The organism is Buchnera aphidicola (Sarucallis kahawaluokalani), assembly GCF_005080725.1.
GTDB classification, from domain to species: Bacteria; Pseudomonadota; Gammaproteobacteria; order Enterobacterales; family Enterobacteriaceae; genus Buchnera_L; species Buchnera_L aphidicola_AF.
In genome coordinates this window covers 62,149-85,182 of record NZ_CP032999.1, presented here as the reverse complement: position 1 = coordinate 85,182, position 23,034 = coordinate 62,149, and the positions used below count along the sequence as shown (strand labels likewise).

The window sequence follows — 23,034 nt, the reverse complement described above, 5'->3', positions numbered from 1 at the left end:
AAAAAACTATTAACATAGGTTACTAAAATTTGATTCACCAGTTTATTAAAAATATTCCAAAAAAAACAAAAATATTAATCTCATATAGTGGAGGATTAGATTCAACAGTATTGTTACATAAATTGCTCCCTTTTAGAAAAAAATATCCTTTTTTAAGATTACGAGCCATTCATATTAATCATCAAATCAATAAACATTCAAGAAATTGGGTTATACACTGCCAGAATACATGCCAAAAAAATAATATTGAATTAATCGTACAAAAAATTCAGTTTAAAACAAAAAATAACTTTCAAAACAATGCAAGAGAATTAAGATATAAAATTATTTTACACAAAATACTACCCAATGAAATATTAGTAACAGGTCATCATAGTAATGACCAATGTGAAACATTATTTTTATCTTTAAAAAGAGGTAGTGGTATTACTGGATTGTCTGGTATAAAATATCAATCTAATCTTTCAAAAAAAATAAAAATTATTCGACCATTATTAAAATATCAAAAACAACAACTTCAATCATGGGCAATAAAAAATCATCTACACTGGATTGAAGATAATAGTAATTTCACAAATAAATATGATCGTAATTTTATTAGAAATACCATTCTTAGTAAAATTCAAAAAAAATGGCCATTTTTTATTAAAAATTGCAATCGGAGTATGAAATTATTTTATCAACAGGAAAAATCACATAATTACTTTCTCGATAACATCATAAATCAAACATCCGTTATGAAAAATGATTTAAATATAAAAAAAATATGTATTTATCCAACAGAAATATGGAAATTACTAATCAGACGATGGATAATACTAAATATGAAAAATACAATATCTTATACAGATACTAAAAACATTTATAAAATGGTAATCAATCAGAATAAATACATTACTTATAAAATAAATACTCAAAATATCAACATTACCAAATATAAAAATAAAATTTTTTACCTTCCAGAATATCCAAAAATAAAAAATCAAATCTTATTCTGGCATGATTATACAACACCATTAAAATTACCACAAAATTTAGGATATATTACACAAAGTAAATATGGTACATCTGTTCCAAAACCAAAAAAATTTGAATTAATTAATATACGATTTCAAATAAATAAAATCATTCATATACACAACATAAAAAAAAGAAGAAAAAATATATGGAACGAAAATAAAATTACACCATGGAATAGAAATCGTATACCGTGTTTATTTTATGATAATACATTAATTGCTATCATGGGTGTATTAATCATACCTCAAACAAAAAAAATAAATACATGGAAAATATCCTGGATTAATTACGTTACATAAAAAGATCATCTAAACAATTAACATTAATTCTTTTATACAAAGATTTAAAAGTAGAAATACGATGGTTCAATAATGGATAATTTATACTATGCCAATCTAACTTTGTTAATAAAAATTTTTCAACATTAAGTATTAAATTAGGAACAATAGGTTGAATATAAATCATAATTATACGAAATAAATTAATTGCCATAGAACAAATTTCTTGTAATTTAATCTTATCTTTTGTTAATAATGTCCAAGGTTTTTTATAATTAAAGTATTGATTTGCGATCTCTGCAAGTTTTATAATTTCTTTTATTACTAAATTAAACTCCATATTTTCAAAAAAAACACTTATTTTATGTGAAATAGATGTAAATTCTATATACAATTTTATATTTTCTAATTTTGAGGATAATAAATTATTAAAATTTTTATTTAAAAAACTTGCACTACGAGCCGCTAAATTAACAATTTTATTTACAATATCAGAATTAATCTTATTGATAAAATCTGTTGTATTAAATTCAATATCTTCAATTTTAGAAGATAATTTAGAGGCATAATAATATCTCAAACTATCAGAATCAAAATAATTTAAAAATTTATTTACAGTAATTAGTTTTCCTCGCGATTTAGATAATTTCATACCCTTCATGGTTACATGTCCATGTACAAAAATTTTCGTTGGTTTTCTAAATTTCATCACCTCTAATATTGCAGGCCAAAATAAAGTATGAAAATAGACAATATCTTTTCCAATAAATTGATAAAATTCTGTTTCAGAACGTATATTCCAAAATTCATCGAAATTTAATGATTGATTGTGATTACATAAATTACTAAAAGTACTAATATAAGCAATAGGAGCATCTAACCAAACATAAAAATATTTATTTTGTAAATCAGGTATTTTAAATCCAAAATAAGGTATATCTCTAGAGATATTCCACGGTTTCAAATCATTACAAAACCATTCTTTCATTTTATTTAAACTATGCATATTTAACACACCTGTATGCATCCAGGAATACAAATTTTTCTGGAAAATATTAATGTTGAAAAATATATGTGTTGAATCACGCAATACCGGACATGTATTTGAAATATTTGAAGTTGGATCAAGTAACTCTGTAGTTTTATACACTGATCCACATGAGTCACAATTATCACCATACTGATTATTAGTATAACAAAATGGGCACGTGCCAGTAACAAAACGATCAGGTAAAAATATATTTTCTTTTACATCATACAATTGAATAACATTTTTTAATGTAAGTAAATTATTTAATTTAAGTTTATAATATATCTTTTTTAAAAAATATGCATTTTTAGGATGATGCGTGGAAGAATAATTGTTATAAGAAATATTAAAACAATTAAAATCATATATGTGTTTTTGAAAAATACTGGATATAACTTTTTTTGGATGTGAATTACATTTACGGGATTTTAAAATAATTGGTGTACCATGCGAATCATCTGCGCAAATAAACCAAACTTCATTTCCTAACATTCTTTTATAACGAACCCAAATATCAGCTTGAATATGTTCTAACATATGTCCTATGTGTATAGGGCCATTTGCATAAGGTAAAGCACAAGTTACTAAAATTTTTTTTTTATAGTCATATTTATATTCTCTGTATAAAAGTAAAATTATTAAATATAATAAAAAATATTATATAAAAATTTTTTTAAATAGATTAATGGATAATATAAAAATTTTATTAATCTATTTAAAATAATATCATAAAAAAGTACAATTTTATAATTCGGTATTCCAAATAGTATGATGTAAACCTTCTTTATCACATCTTTTATAAGTATGCGCTCCAAAATAATCTCTTTGTGCTTGTATTAAATTTGCAGCAGAATTTTTTGCACGATAGCCATCATAATATGTAATAGCAGCAGATAATGCAGGAATAAATATACCTTGCTGAATGGTATACGAAACAACTTCACGTAATGAACTATGATATTTATTCGCAATATCTGAAAAATAAGGTGATAACAACAAATTGATGATCAAATTATCATATTTATATATTTCTACAATATTTTTTAAACAATTCGCTTGAATAATACAACCAGAACGAAAAATTTTTGCAATTTCATCACATTTTACATTCCAAACATATTTCTTAGAAGCACTTCCTATTTGCGCAAATCCTTGTGTATAAGATATAATTTTTGCTAAATATAAAGATTCTCTCACTTTTTCTATAAAAACAGATTTTTTATCATATATTGAAAGAATTTTAGGACCAGATAATATCCTAGATGCTAATACGCGCTGCGATTTTAATAAAGAAATATATCTAGCAAAAACAGATTCTGTAATAACAGTTAATGGTTCTTCTAAATTTAATGCATCCTGACATGTCCATTTCCCTGTTCCTTTACTAATTGCAGTATCTAAAATATAATCTATTAAATCATTTTCTCCATCTTTGTGTAATAAAATTTTTCGGGTAATATCAAGTAAATAACTACTTAACTCACCTTTTTGCCAAATACCAAAAATATTAGCAATCTCTGAATTAGTTAATTTTAATATATTTTTTAATATTAAATATACCTCAGAAATTAATTGCATATCAGCGTATTCAATACCATTATGTACCATTTTAATATAATGTCCAGATCCATTTGGACCAATATGTGCAACACATGAATCGTTTTCAAATTTTGCTGATATTGATTTTAAAATAGGTTCAATGATTGTATATGCTTGTTTTTCTCCTCCAATCATAATTGATGGGCCATTTAATGCACCATATTCTCCGCCAGATATTCCTGCACCTAAAAAATGAATTTTTTGTATTGATAATTCGTTATATCTCCGAATGGTATCTTTATAAAAAGAATTTCCTCCATCGATGATAATATCACCAGGATTTAAATACGGTAAGAGTGAAGAAATAACATTATCTGTCGCAACACCTGATTGTACCATAATTAAAATACACTTAGGTGTTTTTAAAGAATTTAAAAATTCTTCTATTACAAAATATGGAAATATTGTTTTTTCTGAATGATTATATAAAATATCTTTCGTTTTTTTAGCAGTACGATTAAATATTGCAACGTTATATCCATGATTTGCAATATTTAAAGCTAAATTACAACCCATAACAGCCATTCCTATAACACCAATATCGTTCTTTTGCATATATCTTTAACTCCAAATATCATAAAGTTACATGAATTTATAAATTAATATATAAAAATTATATTAATTGAGATGTATCTATTTTATTTTATTACGAACTTTTAAATTATTGATGATATTTTTAAAATTTAAATTTCGTTGATGTAATAAAACCAATAAATGATATATCAAATCAGATGCTTCATTAATTATATCTAATTCATTGTTGTTAATAGCAGCAATAACTATTTCAATTGCTTCTTCTCCTACTTTTTGAGCAATTCTGTTGATACCTTCATTATGTAATTTCGCTGTATAAGATGTCTGTATAGAAGTATTTATTCTAGATTGAATTATTTTCTCTAAATAAAAAAAATTCGTATAATCTGTTTTTATACCATGAAAACAACTAATATTTTTTAAATGACATGTCGGACCAACCGCATCTACTAAAATTAATATACTATCCTGATCACAATCAAGAATCATATCTATTACTTTTAAAAAATTTCCGGATGTTTCTCCTTTAGTCCACAATTTTTTTTTTGTTCTTGAATAAAACGTAACTAATTTATTTTTTAATGTAAGATGTAATGCGTTTTGATTCATATATCCATGCATTAAAATCTCTGATGATAAAAAATTTTGTATAATACATGGAATCAATCCATGAACTTTCTTCCAATTAATATTCAGTAATTGTTTATCATTTAACATATTCTAATTCTTATACCTCTTTTACTTAAAAAATATTTTAACTCTCTAATAGTAAAAATATTCTTATGAAATACCGATGCAGCTAATGCACCATCTACATTAGTTTTTTGAAAAACGTGATAAAAATCTTTCATAGTTCCGGCACCTCCAGATGCTATTAAAGGTACATTACATACTTGTTTAATTTCTTTTAATTGCTGAATATCATATCCAGTACATAAACCATCTTGATTCATAACATTTAAAACAATTTCTCCAGCACCTTTCTTTTGCACTTCTTTTACCCACGAAACAGTATTCCATCTTGTTTTTTTAGTAGATTCAACCCGACCAGTATATTGATACACTAAATATTTTTTTTTTACTGAATCATACCAAGAATCTATACCAACCACCACGCATTGTGAACCAAAACGATCAGCAATTCGAGTAATAAAATCTGGTTCATTAATCGCAGAAGAATTAATAGAAACTTTATCAGCTCCAGAAGATAAAATATTTTTAACATCACTGATATTTCTAATACCTCCAGCAACACAAAAAGGTACATCGATAACAGCAGCAACATCACGTATCCATTTCATATGCACTAAGCTCTGATTAGTTGATGCATAAATATCATAAAATACTAATTCATCTGCACCATCCTGAACATATTTTTTTGCTAAATGCACAATATTTCCAACAATAACATGATTTCTAAATTGTATACCTTTTACAACATGTCCCTCTCTTACATCAAGACAGGGGATGATCCTTTTTGCCAGCATTGCATTGCCTCCAAAATACTAAACTTATTATCTAATAAACTTTTTCCAATAATCATCCCAGAAATACCTATTTTACACAATTCTGTAATATCACTTAATTTAGATACACCACCAGAAGACTGAAAACAAATATTAGAAAATTGATTAACAAGTTTTTTATAAAGTTTAAAATTTGGTCCTAATAAAGTACCATCTTTTGATATATCCGTACATAATACATATTTAATTCCTGCTACAGACAACTTTTGTAATATATCTTCTAAACAAATATTAGTATTTTTACTCCAACCGTGGATAAAAACATAATTTTTATTATTTATAACATGTATATCTAAAGCAGCAACAATATACTCATTACCATAGTATTGAATCCAATTTTTAACTGTATTCATTTGGTTAATTACTGCTGATCCAATTACAACTCGTTTTGCACCATTTAATAAACAACGTTCTATATCTGCATGCGAACGAATACCTCCAGCTAGTTGTATAAAATTTTTAAAATCATGCATAATATTATTAAAAATCACATTTCTTTTAATATCTGGATCACGCGCCGCTGCAAGATCAACTATATGAATAACTTGTGCTCCATGAGTTAAATAATTTTCGATTAAATTATATATATCATAATCATAATATTGCACTAAATCATACTTTCCTTGATATAACCGTACTATCTTATTATTTAATATATCTATTGCTGGAATAATCATAATATTACATCTCTAAAAAATTTAATAAGAGTTTTGAACCTATTACGCCAGATTTTTCTGGATGAAATTGTACACCAAAAAAATTATTTTTTTGGATTACAGAACTAAATATTGTGTTATATGTAGTATGAGCTACTGTATATTGGTTTATAGAAAAAACATAACTATGTAGAAAATAAAACCATTCCCCAGATTTTATATTATGAAATAATGGATGATATTTATTAAAAAATACTTGATTCCACCCTGTATGTGGTAATGGAAACATTCCTGATTGTAATAATACCACAGGAGTATCAATAATACCAAGCATATCTATACCGCCTGACTCATCACTAAAACTAGACATTACTTGCATACCAAGACAAATACCTAATGTTGGACAGGTAACATTTTTCAGTGTATTAATTAATAAATTATTTTTAGAAAACTGTTTCATAATTTCTGATGCACTACCTACGCCGGGTATAAATATTTTTTTAGCACGCTGAATAATATGTACATCAGTTGTTATCACTGGATTATACCCCAATTTTTCAATAGATAATTTTATAGATAACAAATTAGAACAATTGGTATCTAAAATTATTATACTCATTTTACAAAATTCCTTTTGATGTAGGTAACGTATTACCTGAAATGCTAACTGCTTGCTTTAAAGCTCTTCCAAACGCTTTAAATAAAGATTCAATTTTATGATGATCATTAGTACCCATACTGACTAAATGTATTGTACTTTTCATAGAATAAGATAATGACCGAAAAAAATGTTCAATCATATCTGTATTTAAATCGCCTACAAATTGACGACTAAATTTACTCACAAATTTTAAATATGGTCTTCCAGATAAATCTATTAAACAATATGATGAACTTTCGTCCATAGGTACATAAAAACCAAACCGATTCATTCCTATTTTATTACCTAAACATTTTAAAATAGTTTTTCCTAAAACAATACCAGTATCTTCTATAACATGATGATCATCTACTAAAAGATCACCGTTCACTGATAAATGTATTAAAATATTGCTATGAATTGCAATTTGCTCTAACATATGATCAAAAAAATCAATACCAGTACGAATAATATTCATCCCGGATTTATCTAACCATATATCCATTTTTATTTTTGTTTCTTTAGTATTTCTAATACTTTGGAAGTGTCGATTATTTTTAGTAATAATATTATATATATCATTCCAATTCATACTTTTTTGATTATATAAAATACCTGTAATACCCATTTTTTTTGCAAGTTCAATATCTGTAATACGATCACCAATAAAATAACTATTATTTTTATCTAAATTTTTGTTTTGTATCCAAGGGTATACTAATTCAGTTTTAGGTTTTCTGCAACTACAATTATCTCGTGCAAAATGTGGACATATTAATATATATTCAAAATATATACCTTGAGAAACAAATAAATCTACCATAAATTTATGAGGATCTATGAATGCACGATATGGAAATATTTTAGTATATAATCCATCTTGATTAGTTACCATAACTAATTTAAAATTTAACAAAATAAATTTTCTTAAGATTATAACCACATGAGGTTCAAAAATAAGTTTATTCATGTGATCAACTTGAAAATTATCAGTAGGTTCATGAATTAACGTACCGTCACGATCGATAAATAATATTTTTTCCTGCACAATATTTTCCTTCAATTATTTTTTTTTATTCACACAATACTATTTCTTTCAAGGCATTAAATAAATGCAAACATTCGATTTTGGTACCAATGGAAATCCTGATACAATCCTGTAATTCAATAATATGATCTTGCTTCCTTAAAATAATACCTTTATTCCATAATACATTAAATATATCACAAGCTCGTATACACCTTACTAAAATATAATTTGTTTCGCTATCAAAAATATATTTTATAAATTTAATTGTTTTTAATTGATCTAATAACCAAAATTTATTTTTTTGTACTAATAATATTTTATTTTTCATATTAATAATACTAGTACGTGATAATGATTTAACAGCAATTTCTATAGAAGGTATAGGTAAAGGATATGGTGTAATAACTTTACGCAATAATTGTATTATATCGTGGTGTGCTATAGTAAATCCACAACGAATACCGGCTAAACCAAATGCTTTTGATAAAGTACGTAAAATAACTAAATGATTAAACCGTGTTAATAAAAAAATAATATTTTTATTAATACAAAATTCAATATATGCTTCGTCAATAACAACTATAGCTTTATTAATTGTTAATTCTAATATTTTAATAATTTCATCTATGTGAAATATATGTCCAGTGGGATTATTTGGACGACATATATATATTAATTTTACTTTGTTCAAACATTTAATAATTTCTGGTATATTTAAATAAATATTATCGATCAAGGGAATAGAAATATTCTGTACACCATATATTTCTGCAACTTTAGCATACATTGTATAAGTTGGTGGAAATGTAAGAATACTATCCTGATACGGTGTACAAAATACTCTCATTAATAATTCAATTGCTTCATCAGCTCCACGACTGACTAAAATATTATTAATATGTAAATTAATATAATTAGCATATTTCTTTAACAAGATTTCAGGTTGACACTCAGGATAACGATTTAAAACAATTTTTTTTAAGCTCACGATATTGGATACGGGTAATTCATTTGCATTAAGTAAAATCGTTCCTGTACCTCCAATTGATCTTGCTGACGCATATGCCTGTAACGCAAAAATATCTTTTCTACATAATTTGTAAATATTACTTTCCATACTTTTCCTTAATAGCATTAGCACGTATTATTACAGCATTAGCGTGACCATCCATATGTTCTGACAAAGCTAGCGTTTTAACAGTTTGAGTAATATTTTTTAAACCAAATGGAGTGAGTTCCTGAATAGTAATTTTTTTTTGAAAATCTAATACGCTTAATCCTGAAGTAGAAATTGTATTACCATTGGTTGGCAAAACATGATTCGTACCAGAAGCATAATCTCCAACAGACTCAGGTGACCAATGACCTAAAAAAACAGAACCAGCATTTATAACATAATCTAATAAATTTCTTGAATTTTCTGTTTGAATGATTAAATGTTCGGGAGCGTATTGATTAGATATATCAACACATTCCAGCAAACTAGACGTAAAAATGAACTTACTATTTTTTAAAGATTGTAGAATAATATTGGATCTAGATAAAGACAGTAATTGTTTTTGTAATTTTAATAACACCTGTTGTAAAAGAGAAATGTCGTTTGATGCAACAATCACTTGAGAATCAATGCCATGTTCAGCTTGAGATAATACGTCCGCTGCAATAAAATCAGGATTTGCAGTTTTATCTGCAATAATAAATAATTCGGAAGGCCCGGCAATCATATCAATTGATAAACCAGATAATAATTGATTTAATTGTATTTTAGCTTCAGTTACATATATATTGCCAGGACCAAATATTTTATTAACCTTTGGAATAGTTGCAGTTCCAAACCCAAGAGCTGCAATTGCTTGAGCACCACCAATTTCAAAAACATTATAAATATTACATATTTTAGCTATATATAAAATTTCATTATTAATAGGAGGAGGAGAACATAGCACAATATTTTTACATCCCGCGATAACAGCTGGAACTGCTAACATAAGCGCAGTAGATAATAAAGGTGCTGAACCTGCAGGTACATATAACCCTACTGATTCTATAGGTAGTGTAACTTGTTGACATCTAATACCAACTTGAGTATTTATATCAATACAAGGCATTTTTTGATTTATATGAAATAATTGAATATTTTTTTTTGCAATTATAATTGCATTTTTTAATTGTTTATTGATATAGCATGATGAAGATTCGATACGTTTTTTAGAAACCTGAAAACAACTTAGATCAACTTTATCAAATTTTTTAGTATACTGATATAATGCTTGATCACCGAAATTTTTAACATTGTTTATAATAACTCTAATTGATTCTTTTAAATCACTCGATTGAACAATTTTAGGACGTAATAAAAGTTGTTTCTTTTCACTTATATTTAAAATATTCCAATTTATTATTTTATTAGATAATAACATATTTTATTCCATCATTTTTTCAATTGGTAAAACTAAAATTGAACTTGCACCTAAGATTTTCAATTTTTCCATGGTCTCCCAAAATACAGTTTCACTACTTACCATATGTATAGCAACTTTATCTGTTTCACCTGCTAATTTAGATATTGTTGGATGCTCTGCACCATGTAATAAAGAAATTACAGATTGTAATTTATCATACGGAGCATGCAACATAATATATTTAGATTCTCTTGCTTTAATTACGCCTTGAATACGTATCATTAACTTATTAATTAATATTTTTTTTGCTTCAGATATGTATCCTAATCGAGATACTAAACATGCCGTAGAAGAATAAATCACTTCTACTTCTTTTAATCGATTAGCTTCTAGAGTTGCGCCCGTAGAAACTAAATCACATATAGCATCAGATAACCCTGCACTCGGAGCAACCTCTACGGAACCATTTAATATAAAAAAAGTAAAATTTATATTTTTTTTATCTAAATATTTCTTTAATAAATAAGGATAAGAAGTTGCGATACGTAAGTCATTCAATGATTGAATATTAACATACTCATGATTAATAGGAATAGCTAAAGATAATCTGCAAAATCCAAAATCTAAACGTTGTACGATAGTATACAGTAAATCTTCTGGTTGTATATTTCTTCTTAAAGATTCTTCTTCTATGACATTCTCACCAATAATCCCCAAATCAACTACTTGATCCATCACTAAACCAGGAATATCATCATCCCTAACTCTTACAACATCAATTGGCATATTTTCAGAGAAAGAAATTAATTGCTGTTGTTTGAAATTAATTTTAACACCACATTGTGTTAATAATTTGATAGATTCTTTGCTTAAACGTCCAGATTTTTGTATAGCAATACGTAAACGATTTTTATTAAACATTAATTTACCTTGATAATGTTACCAAAAATATTGAATATATTAAATCTTCTTATGATATCAAAATATACTAAAAAGTTTTTTAAAATCAAGAAAATAAAAATTAATTTATATTTTACTTAAAATATTATTTATTATCTTTTTTGTAATCAATTAATACAAATAATGTAGTATTTCTTCCGCATTTTTTGGGTAATTGATAAAATGCTAAAACATCTGGATGTTTTGACAACCAAATAGGAAGATAATTTTTCAAAATATTCTTACCATGACCATGAATGACGGCAAAACAAAATATTTTTTCTTTGTTACAAATAAAAATTAATTTACCTAATTCTTTTTTTGCTTGATATTGATTGAAACCATGTAAATCTAAAAAAATCTCTGGAACATAAATTTTATTCTTTAATTTGTTTAATTCAGTTTTTAAAAATTTCTCTCGAACATATGAAACAGGATTTTCGGTAATATTTTTATTTGGAATATTAGAATTAAAAAATTGGGTATGTGCATCTTGATTACATAAATTACGTTTATTAAGATATTTTTTATGTAGTTTATATGGTTTAGCATGAAATACAGTATCTTGTTTCATTTTCTTTACATCTTTTGTTTCTTCTTTAAAATAGAAATTATCATTTGAATTATAATGCTTATTATTTTTCATAAGTATTTTTCCAAAAAAAGTTATTTTTAATATTTTCATTTCATATTATTAAGAATATTTTTTTTTATAATTATTCTATATGAAAATTTATTATATATTCTTAACAATATAAAACATAAAGTATGATTAAAAATATATTAATTAAAAAGATATAATATAAAAATATTTTTGTATTAAATATATATAATAATTATGGAGATTAAATATGCCAGGTAATACAATTGGTAAAATATTTAAAGTACATACTTTTGGTGAATCTCATGGTAGTGAATTAGGTTGTATCATTGATGGTATGCCTCCAGGAATAAAAATATCCAAAAAATATATACAATATGAATTAAATCGTAGAAAACCAGGATCATCTCGTTACACAACGCAACGTCGCGAATCAGACAAAATTAATATTTTATCAGGGGTATTTAAAGGAATCACTACAGGAACAAGTATTGGTTTAAGTATCAAAAACACCGATCAAAGATCGCAAGATTATAATCATCTAGAAAATGTATTTAGACCAGGTCATGCAGATTACACGTATCATAAAAAATATGGAATACGCGATTATAGAGGAGGGGGTAGATCTTCAGCAAGAGAAACAGCAATGCGCGTAGCAGCAGGAGCATTTGCTAAACAATACTTAAAAAACGTTTACAATATTAATATTAGAGGATATTTATCACAACTAGGATCTATTAAATGTCCACTCACATCTTGGGAAGAAGTAAATAAAAATCCTTTTTTTTGTGGTGACTATAATAAAATTAATGAATTAAAAAAAAAAATAATACAATTAAAAAAAAATGGCGATTCCATAGGAGCGAAAGTAACAATAATTTCAGAAAACATACCGATAGGATTAGGCGAACCAGTATTTGACCGATTAGATGCTGATATAGCTCATGGATTAATGAGCATTAATGCAGTGAAAGGAGTAGAGATAGGTGATGGATTTTCTGTAGTTAAACAACTAGGTAGTAACAGTAGAGACGAAATCTCAAAAGATGGATTTTTAAGTAACCATTCTGGGGGAATCTTAGGAGGAATTAGTAATGGACAACCCATTATTACAAGAATTGCACTAAAACCTACTTCTAGTATAAGTATTCCAATTCAAACAATTAACAAAAATAATGAAAATATCAATCTTCAAATAAAAGGTCGACATGATCCTTGTGTTGGTATCCGAGCAGTACCAATCGCTGAAGCGATGACTGCAATTGTTATCATGGATCATCTATTAAGATTTCAAGCACAATGTGGAAAAATTGGATCATAAAATATAAAAATAATTTTATTATAAAATTATTTGTACTGTTATACTACTAATCACAAATTTAGTAGTATAAATTTATTTATAAAGTTTTATTTTCATATTATACAATATCAGTAACATGATATTTCATATACTATATATAAATTATATTTCTATTGTACAAATATTATCAATACCATAATACTTTTTAGATATGTATTAACATATTAAACATCATTTCTAATTATGATCACTTTAATACACTACATATCTATATAAATTATAAAATAAATTTAATAAAAATATTTTTAATAAAAAAAAATTCATACAAATAATTTTTTAAAAAACATTATTTATAATGCGATATTAAAATTATCCAAAAAATTGATTTTTATTTTTATTGAAAAATATAATCGATTTTATCGGAGAAAAAATATGTTTAAAGGTAGTATTGTTGCAATTATTACACCAATGACTGAGAAAGGAAAAATTTGTCGTAATAGTCTAAAAAAGCTTGTTCAATATCACATTAAAAACCATACAACCGCTATTGTTTCTGTTGGTACAACTGGAGAATCTGCAACATTAAATCAAGAAGAACATAATTATACTATATTATCAACGTTAGAATTTGCAGATGGAAAAATACCAATTATAGCAGGAACTGGTGCAAATTCAACATATGAAGCTATTACATTAACAAAAAAACTTGAAAACTCTGGAATTCGTGGGTGTCTCAGTGTTGTACCTTATTATAATAAACCAACACAAAATGGATTATATCAGCATTTTAAATCAATCTCTGAAAATACAAATATTCCGCAAATATTATATAACGTACCTAGTAGAACTGGTTGTGATATGCTACCCGAAACCGTTATTAAATTATCAAAGTTAAATAATATTATAGGAATTAAAGAAGCTACAGGTGATCTTACAAGAATTCATCAAATTAAACAATACGTTAAAAAAAATTTTCTAATTATCAGCGGAGATGATACTACTGCTTTAGATTTCATGCAACTTGGAGGCGACGGAGTAATATCAGTTACAGCAAATATAGCTGCACAAGAAATGTCACAAATGTGCCTGTTAGCTTTACAAAATGATTTTATTAATGCCAGAATCATTAACAAAAAATTAATGCCAATACATCAAGCATTATTTTTAGAATCTAATCCAATTCCTATAAAATGGGCGGCATTTAAATTAGGTATGATCAATAATGATACATTACGATTACCTTTAACAACATTATCGTATACTACACAAAAAATATTACAAAAGGCGCTTATAAAATCAAAAATGATATCTTAATTATTCAATAATATATTATTTATCAAAATAACGGAGTATCATTTCGGTACTCTGTCCATATCTATTCTATATTTTAAAAAATATTTTATGAAGAATATCTTCATATATTTTACTTAATAATTGTAAATCATGTACACTCACACATTCATTCACCTGATGTATAGTATTATTCCTCAATCCTAATTCCAATAATTCTAAACTAATATCTTTTATAAAACGACCATCCGAAGTTCCGCCATCTGTTGATAAACTAACATTCGTAGAAGTAATACTTTGAATAGACTGTTTAACTAATTCTATCAAATATTTAGAAGTTGTAACAAATGGTTTACCTGATAATCTCCATTTTACTGTATACTTTAAATTAGAAGAATTTAATAAATTATATAATTTCATTTGAATACTATCAACTGAAATATCTGTTCCAAATCTAAAGTTACATCTAATATGTAATTCTCCTGGGATAATATTCTCATGATTATTTTTAGTATATATATTAGAAATTTGCATACTAGTTGGATAAAAATGAATATTACCTGAAGACCAGATTGTGTTAACAAATTTTTTTAAAAATAATATAGAACGATGAATAGGATTTTCAGCAAACTGAGGATAAGCTATATGACCTTGAATTCCGTAAATAGATATATGAGCATGTAATGAACCTCTTCTACCAATTTTTATAGTATCTCCAATAATATTACTACTTGTAGGTTCACCTACAATACAATAATTAATACCATCCGATATAGACTTCAAATACTCTACAATACGTATTGTACCATCTTCTGCAGAAGATTCTTCATCAGATGTAATTAAAAACGCTAACCTACCTAAAGATTTATTTCGGTAAAGTATAAATCGTTCAACAGCTATAATCATAGCTGCTAAAGATCCTTTCATATCTGATGTACCACGACCAAATAAAATATTATTATCAATAACAGGAATAAATGGGTGTGTGTTCCAATTTACTAAGTTTCCTGCGGGTACAATATCTGTATGTCCAGCAAAAGTAAAAGTCAAACCTACTCCTCGATACGCCCACAAATTATTTGTATCTTTATTTTTAAATAACATAACATTAAAACCTAATGCTAATAACCTTTTACAAATAACATGTTGACATTTTAAATCTAATGGACTAATCGAAGGTATCGATATTAAAACTTTAGATAAATCAACAACTGGACAATACATATATGTACACCACTCAGTAACTTAGTTAAATATTATACTATTTATATATTTTATATGAAGAAAAGGTACCATCTAAAAATTTCTTTACATTACACACTATATTATTTACTGTAAAACCAAATTTTTTAAATAAATCACCTGCAGGTGCAGATTCCCCAAATCTATCTATACCGAAAATAAGACCGGAATAACCAACATATTTATACCAAAAATCAGACTTTCCAGCTTCAATGGCAATACGATTTTTAATTGTTTTTGGTAATACTGATTTTTTATAAGCATCGTCTTGACTATCAAAAATATCAGTTGATGGCATAGAAACAACACGCACACCATACCCTAAATCGTAAATTTTACTTGCAGCTAGAATTGCTAACTGCACTTCCGCACCTGTAGCAATAAAAATAATATCAATCGTATTACCGAAATTTCTTAAAACATATCCACCACGAGCAATATTATGCAACTGATTTTCATTACGTGATATTTGTTCTAAGTTCTGTCGTGATAATACTAAAGCAGTAGGACCTTGATATCGTTCTATAGCTAACTTCCAAGCAACAAAAGTTTCTGAGGTATCACTAGGTCTCCAAACGCTCATGTTTGGTATAGATCTTAAATTAGATAACTGCTCTACCGGTTGATGTGTGGGTCCATCTTCTCCTAATCCAATTGAGTCATGTGTATATAGCATGATTTGCCTAGTACCCATCAATGCAGACATACGAATCGCATTTTTGGAATAATCTGAAAACACTAAAAAAGTAGCCGTATAAGGAATAAAACCACCATGTTGCGATATACCATTAGCAATGCTAGTCATACCAAATTCACGTACACCATAATGAATATAATTACCTGATTTTTTTTGATGTATTGCAACAGAACCAGACCACATTGTCAAGTTACTAGGAGCTAAATCTGCAGATCCACCCAACAATTCTGGTAATATTTTACCAAAATTTTCTAAAATGTTTTGCGATGATTGACGTGTAGCAATAGGATAGTCATGTTTAACATTTTTAATAATCTGTAATAACTTCTTGGACCAATCTACAGGTAATAAACCAGACATACGACGAGTATATTCCGCTGATAAATCTGGATAATCTATTTTATATTTTGCGAAAAGTGCATTCCAATTTTCTTCCAATTTACTTCCAATATTACGAAAATCCCAATGATCATAAATTTCATCTGGAATATAAAATGGAGGATATTTCCAATTTAATTTTTTTTTAGTTAATATAACTTCTTTTTCACCTAATGGTGCACCATGAACCTCCGCTGTACCAGATTTATTTGGTGAACCAAATCCGATAGTAGTATTAAAAATAATGATAGATGGTTTATCAGTCACTGATTTAGCAATCTTCATAGCTTGAATAATAGAATTAGAATCGTGTCCATCTACATTATTTATCACATGCCAATTATATGATTGAAATCGTTGTTCAGTATTATCACTAAACCAATTACGAGTATTACCATCGATAGAAATTTTATTACTATCATATAATACAATTAATTTTCCTAATTTCCAGGTACCTGCTAAGGAACACGCTTCATGCGAAATACCTTCCATTAAACAACCATCACCTGCAAATATCCAAGTATAATGATCTACAATATTATATTGTGGTCGATTAAAGTACGATGCAAGTATTTTTTCAGCAATAGACATCCCAACTCCGCAAGCTAATCCTTGACCTAATGGTCCAGTAGTAACTTCAATTCCTGGAGTACATCCTACTTCTGGATGACCTGGAGTTTTAGAGTGTAATTGTCTAAAATCTTGTAAATCATCTATTGATATATCATATCCTGTTAAATGTAATACGCTATATAATAACGCTGAGGCATGACCATTAGACAAAATAACACGATCTCTATTGTCCCAATATGGATTATTTGGATTATATTGCAAAAAACTTCTCCATAATACCTCAGCTATATCAGCCATACCCATAGATGCTCCGGGATGACCAGAGTTTGCTTTTTGCACTGCATCGATACTTAAAACTCGAATTGCATTGGCTAACGCTATCCTAGAACACATCTCTAATTCCTGTATAGTAAATGAACAATAAAGTTATTCTAAAACATTGAATATAATATTTTTTCTAATTTTTCCTGATCAAGACTAAATTGACGTATTCCTTCTGATAATTTTTCAACAGCCATACGATCTTGATTATGTTCCCATCTAAAATTAGGTTCCGTTAAACAAGATGTAGGCTTTATAATTCTATCGCTAGGAATCAATTTTCTAGTAACTCTATTAGAATTATTTTGTAATTTTTCTAATAAAACAGGAGAAATTGTCAAACAATCACAACCAGATAATTCCAAAATTTGTTCTATATTACGGAAACTTGCACCCATAATAATAGTTTTATAATTATGTTTCTTATAATATGAATATATCTTTTTAACAGATAAAACACCTGGGTCAATACTTGAATGGTACTTCTCGATTAATTTATTCTCATAATACCAATCATAAATTCTTCCCACAAACGGTGAAATAAGAAATACATTTGCTTCAGCACATGCTTTAGCTTGTGCAAATGAAAATAATAGTGTTAAATTACAATTAATATTATCTTTTTCTAATTCACGTGCAGCTTGAATACACTCCCAAGTTGCAGCTAATTTAATTAATACTTTTGATCGAGATATACCTAAATCTTCATACATATTAATGATTCTTTTAGCTTTTTCAATACATAAAAATTGATCAAAAGATATTCTAGCATCTATTTCACTTGAAACTCTTCCTGGTATATGCTTTAATATTTCGGCGCCGATATTAACTACAATTTTATCACTGGCATATATAATTTTATCCTTTTCAGAACGTCCATGTTGTTTACCATAATGAATAGCATCTTGTATTAACTTTTTATATCCAGGAATAAAAATTGTCTTTAATATTAACGATGGATTTGTTGTTGCATCACTTGGTTTATATGCACTAATTTCTGAAATATCACCACTGTCTACAACAATTCTTGTAAATTTTTTTAAGTCATTCAATTGATTCATTTTAATCCTTATTATCAATTGTTTAATCATATCAATTTAATAAAAGTATATTATACTATAAAATTATATATTTAAAAAAATGAATAATTGTATTATATCACATATATATATAAATTAATTATATTTTTTTAATATAATCGATGCATTAACACCGCCAAAACCACAACTGTTACACATTGCAACAAATATATTATATAATTTAACTTTCGATATAATATTCATTTTTTTTGCAAATGGTTCTATCACATCAATATTTATAGTAGGAGCAATAAAATTATTATACATCATTAAAATAATATAAATAATTTCTTGCACTCCTGATGCTCCCAAAGCATGACCGGTAATAGACTTAGTAGAAGAAATATATGGTATAGTATTTTTAAAAATTTCTTTAATAGCTTTTAATTCTACTAAATCTCCAGCTTGTGTTGATGTACCATGTGTATTAATATAATCAATGTGTACATTTTGAGAAGATTGTATAGCTAATTTCATTGATTGTGTTAATCCACATCCAGAAGGACGAATCATATTTATACCATCTGACGCAGAACCATAACCAATAATCTCTGCATAAATTCGAGCTTTTCTAGATAATGCATGCTCTAATTCTTCTAATACTATAATCCCGGCACCTCCAGAAATAACAAAACCATCACGATATATATCATATGGACGTGATGCTTGACTAGGAAAAGCATTATATCTTTTAGAAAGAGCATTAATTCTATCAAAATGCGCAGCTAATTCACAACTTACTTCTTCAGCACCTCCAGCAAATATAATATCTTGATAACCATGCTTAATTAATCTAACTGCATCATTAATACAATTTAATGCAGTTGAACAGGCTGCACTAATAGAATAACTAATACCACGTATTTTATAAAAAGTAGACAAACACGCAGAAATATTAGAATGCATATTTTTCATTAGAAAATAAGGAGTTTTTTTTGTATTTATAGAATAAAGATTTTCTCTAAAAAAATTACATCCAATACCTGAAATTACACCAATACGATAATTATTTTGGTATTTTTGTTTATTTAATAAAGAATCATGAATAGCTTGTTTCATAGCAAAATAAGCATAAATTGATGCATAATTCATAAATCTGAAAAAATTACGACGAATGTTTTTAATTTCTAAATTTATTTTTCCCCAAACATGACTTTTCATACCAAAATCTTTCATTTTTTTTGAAAAAACAATACCTGATTTTGATTTTTTTAAAGAAGATAAGACTGTATTTTTATCATTTCCAATACTAGAAATGATACCAAAACCTGTAATCACAACTCTTTTCACTAAAGTTATTCCTAAATAATATAACATGATATTGAAAAAAAATATAAAAACTAAAAACATTAAAAAAATAAATAATATTATACAATAAAAAACAAACTCATTTATAAAAATACTATACAATAAATCATAAAATATGCAAAAAAATAAAAATCAAAAAAACGGAATCTTATATGTTGTAGCAACTCCCATTGGTAATATGCAAGATATTACTTATAGAGCAATAAAAATATTACATACAGTACCATTAATCGCAGCTGAAGATACACGACATACAAAAAATTTATTAAAAAATTTCAATATTAAAAATACAACCATATCGTTACATAAATATAACGAACATCATATTACAAATAAAATGCTTAATTTATTACATACAAAAGATATAGCATTAGTTTCTAATGCAGGAACACCTACAATACATGACCCGGGATATCACTTAATTAAATCTTGTCATAAAAATAATATCACAGTTGTTTCTATTCCTGGTCCTTGCGCATTAATTGCTGCTTTAAGTGTATCAGGAATTTCTGGAAATAATTTTTACTATCAAGGTTTTCTTCCAAAAAAAATATGTTTAAGAAAAAAACTATTAACCAAAATAAAATACAGAAAAGAAACAACTATATTTTATGAATCATGTCATAGAATTTTACAAAGTATACAAGATATAATGATGTGCCTCGGAAATAATAGAATTATAGTATTAGCAAAAGAAATAACAAAAAAATGGGAACAAATTAAATACGGAACATCTACAGAAATATTTTCTTGGTTAAAAGAACAAACAAATAGACAAAAAGGAGAAATGATCATTATAATTAAAGGTATCAAAATAAAAAAAGAAACTATAACCAAAAAAATACATCATACTTTATCAATATTATTAAAAGAAGTAAAAATAAAAACGGCAATACAATTAACTACTAATATATACAAAATACATAAAAATCAAATCTATAAATATATTATTGAAAATTTTAAAAAGTGACAAAAAAAATAAAATCAATTATAATTTAACTAGTTGACCAGACAGTCGCTGTTTAATAGTAAAATCAATTAATCAGAGGAAAGTCCGGGCTCCAAGAGCAAGAGTGCCAGGTAATACCTGGGCAGAATATTTCTGACGAACAGTACAACAGAAAAAATACCGCTATTTTTATACATAGTAAGGGTGAAAAGGCGTGTTAAAAGCACACCGCATATTTAGTAATAAATATGGCAATGTAAACTCCACTCGGAGCAAGGTTAAACAGAATAAAAATACTGCTCGTATATATTATTCGGGTAAACCGCTTGAACTAATAAGTGATTATTAGTCTAGATAAATGACTGTCAAATACAGAACCCGGCTTATAGGTCAACTGTTGTATACATATAATATAACTTTTGTTCAAAATATCTTGAAAATATTTGTTACAATATAAATATATTATATCAAAGAAGCAAAGATATAAATAATTTCTATCTAGTTTTATATAAAACAACAAAAAATAATATTTATAATATAAATTATGTTTGAAATAAAAAATATTTCAATGAAATATTCTCTAAATATTATATAATATTTATTATTTAAAATATCAATATATCATTAATATAATAAATATAAAATATTCATTATTTTTAAAAATTGTAAAATATATAACAACCTAAAAATAAAAAATTTTCTTTAAATAAATAAAATAATACATGATTCTATTGATACTATACAACTTATAACAAATTAATAATATAAATATAATTGATTTAAAAATATAATTAATAAAAATAAAATCCTATGAACTTAAAAAATGTTCCTGCAGGTAAAAATATCCCGCATGATATATATGTTATTATTGAAATACCATATCAATCATATCCTATAAAATATGAGATAGATAAAAAAACAAATAATTTATTTGTTGATCGATTTATACCGACGGCTATGTTTTATCCATGCAATTATGGTTACATTAATCAAACATTATCTGATGATGGTGACCCATTAGATGTATTAATTCCTGTTCCATATAAACTGCAATTTAGTTGTGTTATCCGGTGTCGTCCCATAGGAATGTTAAGTATGGTTGACGAATCTGGTACAGATAATAAAATTATAGCTGTTCCACATAAAAAAATTTGTTCTGATTACAAAAACATACAAGATATTGACGATCTATCTATAGATTATAAAACACAAATCACACATTTTTTTCAACATTATAAAGATTTAGAAAAAAAAAAATGGGTAAAAATTATTGGATTTGAAAATACTAAATCTGCAAAATCACAAATCACACAGTCGATTGAAAAATATTTAACATATCATAAAAAATAAAATCATATTAAAGTAATTAATAATATATTGATATGTAATTAATAAATCAAAAAAAATAGAAGGATATATTATGAATACAATGTGTATGATTACTAAAAAAAAACCAATGTTTGGTAATAATCGATCACATGCACTAAATGCTACGAAAAAAAAATTTCTTCCCAATTTACAATATCGTAAATTATGGATGCCTATAAAAAAAAAATTTATTAAAATCAGAATCTCTGCTAAGGAAATAAAAATAATCGATAAAATAGGAATTGAAAATTTTTTAAAATTAAAATAGTAATAT

21 protein-coding genes and 1 other RNA gene are annotated in these 23,034 nt (G+C 26.2%); 7 read left to right on the top strand and 15 right to left on the bottom strand.

Going from position 1 to position 23,034, the window contains the following annotated elements:
* Positions 1–29 precede the first annotated feature (29 nt).
* Positions 30–1,319 (top strand): tRNA lysidine(34) synthetase TilS, encoded by a 1,290-nt coding sequence (tilS, locus tag D9V78_RS00405; RefSeq protein WP_158350334.1) that lies wholly within the window; start codon positions 30–32, stop codon positions 1,317–1,319.
* On the opposite strand, the gene metG is transcribed toward tilS, so the two are convergent.
* From metG to smrB, 11 genes are all read right to left on the bottom strand, one after another.
* A complete protein-coding gene (gene metG / locus D9V78_RS00400) occupies positions 1,312–2,964 on the bottom strand; it encodes a methionine--tRNA ligase (RefSeq protein ID WP_158350332.1) in 1,653 nt (550 codons plus the stop codon). The genes tilS and metG overlap by 8 nt on opposite strands.
* A 108-nt stretch (positions 2,965–3,072) precedes the next feature.
* On the bottom strand, positions 3,073–4,482 hold the full coding sequence (gndA, locus tag D9V78_RS00395) for an NADP-dependent phosphogluconate dehydrogenase (RefSeq protein ID WP_158350330.1): 1,410 nt from the start codon (positions 4,480–4,482) through the stop codon (positions 3,073–3,075).
* A gap of 78 nt (positions 4,483–4,560) precedes the next feature.
* A complete protein-coding gene (gene hisIE, locus D9V78_RS00390; RefSeq protein ID WP_158350329.1) occupies positions 4,561–5,178 on the bottom strand; it encodes a bifunctional phosphoribosyl-AMP cyclohydrolase/phosphoribosyl-ATP diphosphatase HisIE in 618 nt (205 codons plus the stop codon).
* A complete protein-coding gene (gene hisF / locus D9V78_RS00385; RefSeq protein WP_158350327.1) occupies positions 5,172–5,948 on the bottom strand; it encodes an imidazole glycerol phosphate synthase subunit HisF in 777 nt (258 codons plus the stop codon). Before hisF ends, hisIE begins: the two co-directional genes overlap by 7 nt.
* Complete coding sequence (locus D9V78_RS00380; RefSeq protein WP_158350325.1) at positions 5,912–6,664, bottom strand: 1-(5-phosphoribosyl)-5-[(5-phosphoribosylamino)methylideneamino] imidazole-4-carboxamide isomerase; 753 nt, start codon at positions 6,662–6,664, stop codon at positions 5,912–5,914. Before D9V78_RS00380 ends, hisF begins: the two co-directional genes overlap by 37 nt.
* A 4-nt stretch (positions 6,665–6,668) precedes the next feature.
* Positions 6,669–7,262: an imidazole glycerol phosphate synthase subunit HisH gene (gene hisH / locus D9V78_RS00375; protein WP_158350323.1), complete on the bottom strand. Its 594-nt coding sequence runs from the start codon at positions 7,260–7,262 to the stop codon at positions 6,669–6,671.
* 1 nt (position 7,263) lies between these two features.
* A complete protein-coding gene (gene hisB, locus D9V78_RS00370; RefSeq protein ID WP_158350321.1) occupies positions 7,264–8,331 on the bottom strand; it encodes a bifunctional histidinol-phosphatase/imidazoleglycerol-phosphate dehydratase HisB in 1,068 nt (355 codons plus the stop codon).
* Between the two features lie 25 nt (positions 8,332–8,356).
* A complete protein-coding gene (hisC, locus tag D9V78_RS00365) occupies positions 8,357–9,430 on the bottom strand; it encodes a histidinol-phosphate transaminase (RefSeq protein WP_158350319.1) in 1,074 nt (357 codons plus the stop codon).
* A complete protein-coding gene (gene hisD / locus D9V78_RS00360; protein ID WP_158350317.1) occupies positions 9,420–10,733 on the bottom strand; it encodes a histidinol dehydrogenase in 1,314 nt (437 codons plus the stop codon). Before hisD ends, hisC begins: the two co-directional genes overlap by 11 nt.
* A gap of 3 nt (positions 10,734–10,736) precedes the next feature.
* Positions 10,737–11,636: an ATP phosphoribosyltransferase gene (gene hisG, locus D9V78_RS00355; RefSeq protein WP_158350315.1), complete on the bottom strand. Its 900-nt coding sequence runs from the start codon at positions 11,634–11,636 to the stop codon at positions 10,737–10,739.
* 124 nt (positions 11,637–11,760) lie between these two features.
* The gene (smrB, locus tag D9V78_RS00350; protein WP_187306111.1) at positions 11,761–12,300 is read right to left on the bottom strand and encodes an endonuclease SmrB; all 540 of its coding nucleotides are present in this window, start codon (positions 12,298–12,300) and stop codon (positions 11,761–11,763) included.
* 205 nt (positions 12,301–12,505) lie between these two features.
* On the opposite strand from smrB, the gene aroC reads away from it, so the two are divergent.
* Positions 12,506–13,576, top strand: coding sequence for a chorismate synthase (aroC, locus tag D9V78_RS00345; protein WP_158350311.1), 1,071 nt, complete (start codon positions 12,506–12,508; stop codon positions 13,574–13,576).
* Between the two features lie 411 nt (positions 13,577–13,987).
* Entirely contained in the window at positions 13,988–14,869 is an 882-nt protein-coding gene (dapA, locus tag D9V78_RS00340) for a 4-hydroxy-tetrahydrodipicolinate synthase (protein ID WP_158350309.1), read from the top strand.
* A gap of 66 nt (positions 14,870–14,935) precedes the next feature.
* Here the strand turns inward: dapA and dapE are convergent, their stop codons facing one another.
* The 4 genes from dapE to D9V78_RS00320 all read right to left on the bottom strand — a co-directional run bounded on the left by dapE (position 14,936) and on the right by D9V78_RS00320 (position 20,425).
* Positions 14,936–16,069 (bottom strand): succinyl-diaminopimelate desuccinylase, encoded by a 1,134-nt coding sequence (dapE, locus tag D9V78_RS00335; protein WP_158350307.1) that lies wholly within the window; start codon positions 16,067–16,069, stop codon positions 14,936–14,938.
* Between the two features lie 37 nt (positions 16,070–16,106).
* Positions 16,107–18,128, bottom strand: a complete 2,022-nt coding sequence (gene tkt, locus D9V78_RS00330) for a transketolase (RefSeq protein WP_158350305.1) — start codon at positions 18,126–18,128, stop codon at positions 16,107–16,109.
* Between the two features lie 38 nt (positions 18,129–18,166).
* Positions 18,167–19,117, bottom strand: a complete 951-nt coding sequence (gene tal, locus D9V78_RS00325; protein WP_158350303.1) for a transaldolase — start codon at positions 19,115–19,117, stop codon at positions 18,167–18,169.
* Between the two features lie 114 nt (positions 19,118–19,231).
* On the bottom strand, positions 19,232–20,425 hold the full coding sequence (locus tag D9V78_RS00320) for a beta-ketoacyl synthase N-terminal-like domain-containing protein (RefSeq protein ID WP_158350300.1): 1,194 nt from the start codon (positions 20,423–20,425) through the stop codon (positions 19,232–19,234).
* A gap of 133 nt (positions 20,426–20,558) precedes the next feature.
* Between D9V78_RS00320 and rsmI the strand changes: the two genes are divergently transcribed.
* From rsmI to rpmB, 4 genes are all read left to right on the top strand, one after another.
* Entirely contained in the window at positions 20,559–21,413 is an 855-nt protein-coding gene (gene rsmI, locus D9V78_RS00315; protein ID WP_158350298.1) for a 16S rRNA (cytidine(1402)-2'-O)-methyltransferase, read from the top strand.
* A gap of 29 nt (positions 21,414–21,442) precedes the next feature.
* Positions 21,443–21,794, top strand: an RNA gene (gene rnpB, locus D9V78_RS00310) — RNase P RNA component class A.
* Positions 21,795–22,202: 408 nt separating this feature from the next.
* The gene (ppa, locus tag D9V78_RS00305) at positions 22,203–22,742 is read left to right on the top strand and encodes an inorganic diphosphatase (RefSeq protein ID WP_158350296.1); all 540 of its coding nucleotides are present in this window, start codon (positions 22,203–22,205) and stop codon (positions 22,740–22,742) included.
* Positions 22,743–22,812: 70 nt separating this feature from the next.
* The gene (gene rpmB, locus D9V78_RS00300) at positions 22,813–23,028 is read left to right on the top strand and encodes a 50S ribosomal protein L28 (protein WP_158350295.1); all 216 of its coding nucleotides are present in this window, start codon (positions 22,813–22,815) and stop codon (positions 23,026–23,028) included.
* Positions 23,029–23,034: the final 6 nt, after the last annotated feature.

Excerpts from the sequence above, each read along its gene's own strand:
- D9V78_RS00380 (WP_158350325.1), bottom strand. The coding sequence starts at position 6,664 with ATGATTATTCCAGCAATAGATATATTAAATAATAAGATAGTACGGTTA.
- hisF (WP_158350327.1), bottom strand. The coding sequence starts at position 5,948 with ATGCTGGCAAAAAGGATCATCCCCTGTCTTGATGTAAGAGAGGGACAT.
- rpmB (WP_158350295.1), top strand. The coding sequence starts at position 22,813 with ATGAATACAATGTGTATGATTACTAAAAAAAAACCAATGTTTGGTAAT.
- hisH (WP_158350323.1), bottom strand. The coding sequence starts at position 7,262 with ATGAGTATAATAATTTTAGATACCAATTGTTCTAATTTGTTATCTATA.
- tkt (WP_158350305.1), bottom strand. The coding sequence starts at position 18,128 with ATGTGTTCTAGGATAGCGTTAGCCAATGCAATTCGAGTTTTAAGTATC.
- rsmI (WP_158350298.1), top strand. The coding sequence starts at position 20,559 with ATGCAAAAAAATAAAAATCAAAAAAACGGAATCTTATATGTTGTAGCA.
- hisIE (WP_158350329.1), bottom strand. The coding sequence starts at position 5,178 with ATGTTAAATGATAAACAATTACTGAATATTAATTGGAAGAAAGTTCAT.
- tal (WP_158350303.1), bottom strand. The coding sequence starts at position 19,117 with ATGAATCAATTGAATGACTTAAAAAAATTTACAAGAATTGTTGTAGAC.
- smrB (WP_187306111.1), bottom strand. The coding sequence starts at position 12,300 with ATGAAAAATAATAAGCATTATAATTCAAATGATAATTTCTATTTTAAA.
- dapE (WP_158350307.1), bottom strand. The coding sequence starts at position 16,069 with ATGTATTGTCCAGTTGTTGATTTATCTAAAGTTTTAATATCGATACCT.
- dapA (WP_158350309.1), top strand. The coding sequence starts at position 13,988 with ATGTTTAAAGGTAGTATTGTTGCAATTATTACACCAATGACTGAGAAA.
- aroC (WP_158350311.1), top strand. The coding sequence starts at position 12,506 with ATGCCAGGTAATACAATTGGTAAAATATTTAAAGTACATACTTTTGGT.
- hisG (WP_158350315.1), bottom strand. The coding sequence starts at position 11,636 with ATGTTTAATAAAAATCGTTTACGTATTGCTATACAAAAATCTGGACGT.
- gndA (WP_158350330.1), bottom strand. The coding sequence starts at position 4,482 with ATGCAAAAGAACGATATTGGTGTTATAGGAATGGCTGTTATGGGTTGT.
- ppa (WP_158350296.1), top strand. The coding sequence starts at position 22,203 with ATGAACTTAAAAAATGTTCCTGCAGGTAAAAATATCCCGCATGATATA.
- hisD (WP_158350317.1), bottom strand. The coding sequence starts at position 10,733 with ATGTTATTATCTAATAAAATAATAAATTGGAATATTTTAAATATAAGT.
- hisC (WP_158350319.1), bottom strand. The coding sequence starts at position 9,430 with ATGGAAAGTAATATTTACAAATTATGTAGAAAAGATATTTTTGCGTTA.